A 7,012-nucleotide genomic window follows, 5' to 3' on the forward strand; every position below is an offset into this window, starting at 1 on the left:
CTGTAGCAGAAGTAGGAGGCAAAATCGTACTTGGCACACTAGGAAGAATCGCCAAACACCCACTCATAAAAAATGCAGTTGGAAAAATTTTAAGTAAATTTACTACTGGGACGGGGGATTTAGTTAGAGGACTTACCAAAAAAGACTTTATTAGTACTGTTGCCGATTTTGCAAATAGTGAAAACGCACAAATTGCAGATCAAGCTTGGGACTTGTGGAAATATGAAAAGTGGGGACAACTAGAAAATTTATTTAAAAAATATAATATTAATGGTGGATGGCCTCCAGCTAATGGAGGATATAATATTGTTGATGATATACCCTTAACAAAAGGAATGAAATTTGATAGATATCAGGAGTGGTTTAAATTAGGTGATAATGGTAAGCCTATTCTAGGGGGAAGTTTTACATCACCAATTAATGGTTCTCCATATAATTATGCCCAAAGAGCTTTGAGAGTTTCAGAAAACCAAAATTCTTTATATTATGAGATTGAAATTTTGAAAGATTTGCCTATTAAAGGGCAAAGTGCAGATGTTATTCCTTGGTTTGGGCAGGTTGGCAAAGGAAAACAAATGATGTTTAAATTTCAACCTAAGGGAAGTAGTTATACAAATTTTCAAAATTTAATAGATGAAGGATATATAAAAATTACAATTAAATCTTCACCTAATGGACAATACATTAATTGGGTCGGAGAAGTCTTTAAAAAATAATTTCTATGAAGAAAATTGATATAAACAACCCAATTATTTTAAAAAATAAAATCGAATTGCCTACAAATATTTTTGAAGGCAGTACTATTTATGAATATGGAGTGGAAGTTAAATTCAAATGTCCTATTTGTCAAACAAATAATAATGTGATAATTGATGATAATACTGGTAATCTACTTGAAGATTTATATATACGAAAGAAACTAATTACAAAAAAAGAAATTTTAAAGAATAATATTGCAAAGGAAAGCCCTCGTATATATAGACACTTGGGGGAATTAATGATTTTTCAAAATTTAAGTGCCTTATATCTTTTTTCTAAATGTAACAACTGTGATGCAAAATTTATGACATCATTTAGTTTTGGAGAGTCTCAACCAAGTAGGAATGTTTGCTATATATCAGGAGTATGGTTAATAGATGAAATTAATACGGTATAAAATAGGGCGTGTAAATTAAACGGTAATGTTACAGAAGTGTTGGTACCCTTAACTCTTAGCGAGTTAAGCATATTTTTTTATATTATATGTGATTTCTGAGATATTGTTACGTATCAACAAGACTAATTAAAGCTCTTAAATCGCAAAAAATGGTATTAACTACGACCTCGTGTTACAAATGTGTTGGTGGCACTATTTCCTGTGCTTGCTGTGAAGGAAATTTGATAAAATACGGTCGAGATATACGTGGAAAACAGCGTTATTTTTGTAAAAAGTGTATCAAAACTACCGTGGTGTTTTATACCTATCAAGCTTATCATATAGGCACAAACCCTAACATTATAGCACTAACCAAAGAAGGTGTCGGAATACTATCAATGGCAAGACTTTTGTCTATTTCAGCCACCACCATACTCAAACGAATAAAAAATATTGCTTCTACTCTTTTTCCTCCTACTCTATCAGACAATCAAGAATACGAAGTAGACGAACTAAAAACCTATTATCTCCAAAAATCTAACCCCATTTGGATAGCCTATGCTTTAGAAAGAGAAAGTAGACGAGTGGTTTCCTTCGCAGTTGGCAGTCGCAGTAATGCCATGCTAAATCAGGTACTGCAGCCACTGGTTGAAGCTTATCCTCGAAAGATTTATACTGATAAGTTGAAAAGTTATAAATATCTCATTGATAACAAGATACATAGTATTCAAAATAGGAGCACTAATCATATTGAACGCATGAATCTTACCCTACGGACACATCTCAAGCGTTTAAATCGACGTACTCTTTCCTTCAGTAAATGCGTCATAATGTTAGAATCTATTATACGAATATATTTCTGGAGTAAATATGTATTTGGAGCTAACAAACTTAGCCGTAGCGTAAGTATCACCTTATTTAGTCAACAGAAATGAAACACCTATCCAAAATCCTATTCTTGTGTTGGGTACTATTGATAAGTAGTCTAAAAACCATTGCTCAAAACTATCCTGTACAATGTACCCCCATTGTTACGCCTCCCTATAGTTTGTCTTGGACAGACTATGCCACAAGCACCGAGAAATTTAAGGTGTATTTGTTGCTCAAAGACCTTGAGAAACCCTCAGTAGAAGTAACGGTTCGTATTCGGCTCAAGGGCTTAGGCGTGGTACTCGAAAACATTCCTGATTTTATCAGCACAAAGCCCATTGTGTTACAGCCAGGGATACCCCAAATTCTTTCAGGAGCGCAACTCTCTGATAACTTCAGTGCCGACAATCTAGTGGCTCAGGGCATCTCCATTGAGGATCTCTATCAAGGCACAAATCTGCCTGCGGGTTTTTATCAGTGGGAAGTAACAGCCTATTTACCTGACCAACGACAGGTATCCAATACTGGAGTAACCCTAATGACAGTATTTAGGGCACAACCTCCTACCATTACCTATCCTGCCAACAATGCGATACTACCTAATACAGGTTTTCAGAGTATCAATTTTACGTGGGTGTCCAACAGCTATTATTCTGTAAACACGGCACAAGGTACTTTATACCGATTACGACTATACGAAATCCCAGAAGAGGACGAAGACACCGACCCCAATGTGGTGGTCAACGCTGGCATCCTACCTGTGTTTATGACGGAGGTATTGGCTACCAACTACCTTTATAGTAGTAGCGACCCTGTACTTACGCCAGGCAAGCGCTATGCCCTGCAAGTACAGGCAATGGATGTCAATGGCTATGACCAGTTCGAAAACAATGGTTTTAGCCAAGTCGTAGCCTTTACTTATGGCACTCAGGGGCAGTTGGCCACTCAGCGATGTCTGCGTCCTCAACAGGTATCTCTAGAGCCTGTTGGCGATGTAGGCGTTGTAGTATCATGGACTAACCCCAACACCGAAGTATTAGACTATACCCTGAGCTATCGCAAAACAACCGATGACCAGTGGATAGAAAAACAAACCTCCGAGTCGAGTTACACCCTCTTGCAATTGCCAGCCTCATCGTATGAGTTTAAGGTATTAGCACGCTGTAGTTATGTAAATAAAAGTAGCTACAGTGAACCACAAGGCTATATCATAGCCCCTGAGCCTATCGACAGCACGATACAAATAAGCCCTCCTAGTAATAACATTGACGACGATACTGACTATACCAGCGAAACCTATACTGTTAGCGATAGTAACCCAAGCCAGCAGTATCCACCAGCAGTATATCAGGCCGAAACACCATCTAAGAATGAGAGTTCAATTCTTGACACAGGCATTAGTATTGAGATAGATTGGTCTGTCTTACCAGATAGTATAAAAGCAAGTAAAATACCTATTCATGGCTTAAGCTTGTCTCCTAATCAAAAAAGTGATAGCCTTGATGTAAAGCAATTAAAGAATATATTAAAATCTCAAAAGATAGACTGTGCCAGTTATCTAGCAGGATACACCTGCGGACAACACGACGCCCCTTCAGTTCCTTCAGGCGATATTATCCAAGTAAAAACTGGAGACGAAATAGCGATAAATTCCATCGCCTTTGAGGTAGTAGACCTAGATGGCTCAGGTAATGGCAAAGGTATTGTGAAAGTACCTATGTTTAATGGGGACGCCTAGTCAATGCTAAACTTGGCGTTGAATTTAAGAACATCAAAGTAGCCAAAGGCGGCTGTGTCGTAGCAGGACAGGCAGAACTATCTCATATTGACGTAGCCTTACTCAGCGAAGAACAACGTAAAAAGTTAGCAGAAATCTATGCTGCTTACAATACTGTACTCAATATAGCAGATGCACTTGCACCCGAAATTGCTGGCGTAATCAATAGCCTAAACGATCGCTTGTCTGCTATCAAAGCAAAAAAGGAAGCAACAAAGAAATTACTATCTGAGAGTGATTTGAGTAAGCTTCCTTTAATACTTGATAATTGTAGAGATATTTCCTCTCAAAGTCAAGTAGTACAAGATAGCCTTGAAAAAGCAATATGTGATATAAAATCAGGCAAACTCAAAGCCCAGCTAAGCAAATTGGAGGAAGCACGCGATGCCAACATCGCCTTCATGAACGAACTTGGCCCAGCCTTGGCAAACTGTCAAAACATTCAGTTCGAACCTTGGAAAAGTAAACCTTGCAGTGGGCCATGTAATTTTGAATGGGAGCAAACCTTTAGCTTTGATTCTACCCAGTGTAAAAAAGGTTTACGCAAAGCCCTTAATGTCAAGTGTACCAACTATTATGAAACACCTATAACGGTACAGTCGGTACGACGTACAGGATCTCCTTCATGGTTTGCCTATTGCAATCAAGTAGGCTTTAAAGAAAGTCTTTCAACCTTTGCTAGAGATTACTGTGAAGCATCTGTAATAACAAACAAGAAATTTGCCAAAACAAAAACAGGCATCGGTAGTGTAAACACCTCTGGCGATTGGGAGCCATGTCTCGACGAAGTCCAACTAAGTGCCTCCGAACTATCGAGTGTAAAGGAAGAAGCCATAGCAGAAGCATTGGAGGTAGCCGCCATCCAATGGGCACGCTACACAGCAGGAGAGTATTTTTCTCCTCAAGTAAGTGATATTGCCATCAGCTTTGTTCCCTTTGTGAATGTAGCCAACGACCTGCGCCAACTTCCCTTTGGTTATTACTATTCAGCAACAGGCATTAGTGATTTAAAGAAAGCAGGGCATTGGACAGGCGTTATAGGTGGACTAGTACTGGATATACTCGAAACCCGAGGCGCACTTAAGTATATCGAGGCAAATCCATCAATCTTGTCCAAAGGTTTTGAGACCTTTAAACGCTATTTCACCGGAATGCAGTCGGTAGGTAAAGCTTTTATCCGTCCAGGTTTACGGATAAACAAGCAAAGCAGAGCCTATGCGATGATAATTCCCTTTCCAACAGTCAACCTAAGCGATAATTTCAAATCAGCACTTGATGAAATCAACAAATTACTTTATGAAGGCAAACTTGATGGAAACCTAGTGAGATTAACAGGAGGCGTTGATAGTCAAGGTAATCTATTGGGCGAAATCGAGATTTCCAATCAAAAAGTAACCGTACTTCTCAGCGAAGATGAAGCCAAATTGATTAAATTTGCTCAAGAGGGGGCGCAAGGGGTAGGCGCAATTGTACCAAACAGCTTAGTTTCAAAGCTTACTCAGCAAGGAGCAGACAATTTAAAAGCATGGACTAGTAGCAAGGGATTAAATTATAAATCACTCAGAGGAGAAAACCTATCAGGAATTGCTGCTGAGTCAAAGATATTTGAGGATTTAGAAAGTGCTATTGGTAACAAAAATGTACTCGAAACCTTAGAGGATACGCAAGGAAGATTGTCAGTTGTGCTTGAACGACCAGGTCAAACAAACCAAGTCGTAAGCATACATCCTACAAGTACAGGTGAATTGAGAATGACAACTTTTGAACCAGCCTATAATCCAAATTTAAACACGAATATTTCTGTTCCTATTAGTAAAAATAGATTAGTCCCTGATTATAATGGAACTCAATATATGCATCCTGATAATGTGAAATATATTGCAAATAATCAAGGGAATGGTATTTTAATAGAAATGCAAGGAACTAGAGGGAAAGATTTTTCTGAAGCATTTAAAAAGCTAGGAATTAAAGCAAGTGATGCTGGTGATTATACTTGGCATCACCTAGATGACTTTCAAATTATCAATGGTAAACCATATTGTACAATGCAGTTAGTATTGAGTGAAGGGCATGGAGGGGCAGGAATCAAAGGAATGGCTCATTCTGGTTCTGTTGCTCAATGGAAAGCTTATTTTGGTATAACTACTTATCCATAAAAAATGAAAAAATTAACTTTGTATCCAAGAATGGGAGATTCAAATGTGAGACATATTGAATCTATTATTAACATTTCATTATCTGAAGATTTTAAAGATTTTTTAAAAGCAAACGCAGGGTTAAGCCACTATGAGCGGTATTTCTTTGATAAAGATAAAACTCAATGGGAGGTACAAAAATATCTTTCTTATCCTGAATTATTCAAAATTGAAGAGGAACTTTTCATAGACTACCATCGCAAATTAGTCCCCTTTGCGTATGACCCAGGCGGATGGCATTTTTGCCTGAGCTTTGATAAGGATACCTACGGAAAAATAATTATTAACCGTTGGACAGACCATTTACCAGAAGAACAATTTTTAGTTATTGCTGATACTTTTGAAGAATTTATAAATGGCTTAAAAACGGAAGAGGAAGCCTTTTCCTAGATATGAAATCTAAAAATACAAAACCCTTGGCTGTAAAAGTCAAGGGTTTTGTATGTATTGCCTGCTTTTGGTTATCTGTATTAGAAGAGCACCGCAAGTAACCTATTGAGAGACTTCGAGTTTGTCCGATAGCCTCAAAAAGAACTTACCAAGTGGTGGAACTTTACCACAATTATCCTCTAACGCTACCGTAGAAGAGCTAAAAACAGCCTTCAATACCTCAAAGATAGACTGTGCCAGTTATCTGGCAGGCTACACCTGCGGACAACACGACGCCCCTTCAGTTCCTTCAGGCGATATTATCCAAGTAAAAACTGGAGACGAAATAGCGATAAATTCCATCGCCTTTGAGGTAGTAGACCTCGATGGCTCAGGTAATGGCAAAGGTATTGTGAAAGTACCAATGTTCAACAACGCTAAACTTGGCGTTGAATTTAAGAACATCAAAGTAGCCAAAGGCGGCTGTGTCGTAGCAGGGCAGGCAGAACTATCTCATATCGATGTAGCCTTACTCAGCGAAGAACAGCGCAAAAAGTTGGCAGAAATCTATGCTGCCTACAACCTAGCCCTTACCGTGGCAGACTCGCTAGCCCCAGAGATATCTGAGACGATAAACAACATTGGAGAGTTTATTCAAAAGCTCAA

Annotated in this window: 7 protein-coding genes; all 7 read left to right on the plus strand. The window is 38.4% G+C overall.

What is annotated here, in order from left to right:
* Positions 1-716 (plus strand): TNT domain-containing protein (locus QM491_RS25320; RefSeq protein ID WP_283330378.1); only part of this gene is annotated, 716 nt, incomplete at its 5' end.
* Positions 717-721: 5 nt separating this feature from the next.
* Positions 722-1,156 (plus strand): hypothetical protein, encoded by a 435-nt coding sequence (locus QM491_RS25325; protein WP_283330379.1) that lies wholly within the window; start codon positions 722-724, stop codon positions 1,154-1,156.
* 149 nt (positions 1,157-1,305) lie between these two features.
* A complete protein-coding gene (locus QM491_RS25330) occupies positions 1,306-2,070 on the plus strand; it encodes an IS1 family transposase (RefSeq protein WP_283330380.1) in 765 nt (254 codons plus the stop codon).
* Positions 2,067-3,743, plus strand: a complete 1,677-nt coding sequence (locus tag QM491_RS25335; protein ID WP_283330381.1) for a fibronectin type III domain-containing protein — start codon at positions 2,067-2,069, stop codon at positions 3,741-3,743. The genes QM491_RS25330 and QM491_RS25335 overlap by 4 nt, the downstream gene beginning before the upstream one ends.
* A gap of 221 nt (positions 3,744-3,964) precedes the next feature.
* A complete protein-coding gene (locus tag QM491_RS25340; RefSeq protein WP_283330382.1) occupies positions 3,965-5,938 on the plus strand; it encodes an HNH endonuclease in 1,974 nt (657 codons plus the stop codon).
* 3 nt (positions 5,939-5,941) lie between these two features.
* A complete protein-coding gene (locus QM491_RS25345) occupies positions 5,942-6,367 on the plus strand; it encodes an SMI1/KNR4 family protein (protein ID WP_283330383.1) in 426 nt (141 codons plus the stop codon).
* Positions 6,368-6,488: 121 nt separating this feature from the next.
* Positions 6,489-7,012, plus strand: a 524-nt coding sequence (locus QM491_RS25350) for a hypothetical protein (RefSeq protein ID WP_283330384.1), incomplete at its 3' end; no start/stop codon positions are given.

Origin of the sequence: Flectobacillus longus, assembly GCF_030056705.1 — a bacterium.
GTDB lineage: Bacteria > Bacteroidota > Bacteroidia > Cytophagales > Spirosomataceae > Flectobacillus > Flectobacillus longus.

What these genes read in the sequence shown, in the direction of transcription:
- QM491_RS25325 (WP_283330379.1), top strand. Translation starts at nt 722, where the DNA reads ATGAAGAAAATTGATATAAACAACCCAATTATTTTAAAAAATAAAATC.
- QM491_RS25330 (WP_283330380.1), top strand. Translation starts at nt 1,306, where the DNA reads ATGGTATTAACTACGACCTCGTGTTACAAATGTGTTGGTGGCACTATT.
- QM491_RS25335 (WP_283330381.1), top strand. Translation starts at nt 2,067, where the DNA reads ATGAAACACCTATCCAAAATCCTATTCTTGTGTTGGGTACTATTGATA.
- QM491_RS25345 (WP_283330383.1), top strand. Translation starts at nt 5,942, where the DNA reads ATGAAAAAATTAACTTTGTATCCAAGAATGGGAGATTCAAATGTGAGA.